Annotated in this window: 1 protein-coding gene; it reads left to right on the top strand. The window is 51.9% G+C overall.

The window, feature by feature from the left end; genetic code table 11:
* Window positions 1–1,153 (top strand): tandem-95 repeat protein (locus L3V32_RS26060; RefSeq protein ID WP_237285681.1); only part of this gene is annotated, 1,153 nt, incomplete at both ends.

Here is a 1,153-nt window from a genome sequence, read left to right as displayed (position 1 = left end):
TGCCAAACGACACTGACATCGATGGCGATGCGTTAAGCATCGAATCGGCGTCTGTGCCGAGTGACCAAGGTCAAGTCGAGATTATTGACGGTAAACTGGTGTTCACGCCAGCCGAGAACTTCCATGGTGACGCTGAGATCACTTACACCGTCACCGATGGTGCGCTGACTGACCAAGCGACGGTCAAAGTTACGGTGAATGCCGTGAACGATACGCCAGTGGTTGAGAGTAGCATTGCAGACCAAACCTTGGCGGAAGATTTCACGCCATACACGATCGATCTGAATGCGGCCTTCAGCGATGTGGATAATGCCGATGGCGAGTTAACGTTTAGCGTATCTGGCAACAGCAACATTCAAGTAGCGATAGTCAATGGTATTGCCACGATCACTCCAACTGCGGACTGGAACGGCTCAGAAACACTGACCTTTACCGCCACCGATCCAAGCGGCGAGAGTGTTAGTCAAACCGTGAACTTCACAGTTGCCCCTGTGGCGGACATCGTGGCAGACAGCGCGACGGTTGTGGAAGACACGGCGACCATCATCAAGGTCTTAGATAACGACACGTTCGAAGGCGACGACAAAGTGGTGTCGCTTGATACCAATAACGGTCCAGCTAACGGCACGGTCTCGGTCAATCCTGATGGCAGCGTAACTTACACGCCAAACGACAACTACCACGGTACAGACAGCTTCACCTACATTGTCACGTCAGGCGGGGTATCGGAATCCACCACGGTGAGCGTTGATGTGACGCCAGTGAATGATGCACCAGTGGCAAAAGATGACACGGCGATTACTGACGAAGACACGCCAGTGACGATTGATGTCCTGCCAAACGACACCGATATTGATGGCGATAAGCTGAGTATTGAATCAGCCTCTGTACCTAAAGAGCAGGGCACGGTTGAAGTGGTGGATGGAAAACTCGTCTTCACTCCGGCAGAAAACTTCAATGGTGACGCTGAAATCACCTATATCGTAACGGACGGTCAATTGACCGATGAAGCGAAGGTGACCGTTACCGTTAATCCAGTGAACGATGCGCCAACCATCAAGGTTGATGCCGTAGAAAGCATCACTGAAGACGCAGTGAGCACTGATACGGTAGTCGCAACCTTAACGGTTCGTGATACTGACACGCCAGAAGA

The sequence above is a fragment of the Vibrio sp. J2-4 genome (assembly GCF_021728155.1).
Classification (GTDB): Bacteria; Pseudomonadota; Gammaproteobacteria; order Enterobacterales; family Vibrionaceae; genus Vibrio; species Vibrio diabolicus.
This window is presented reverse-complemented; position numbering and strand designations above follow the sequence as displayed.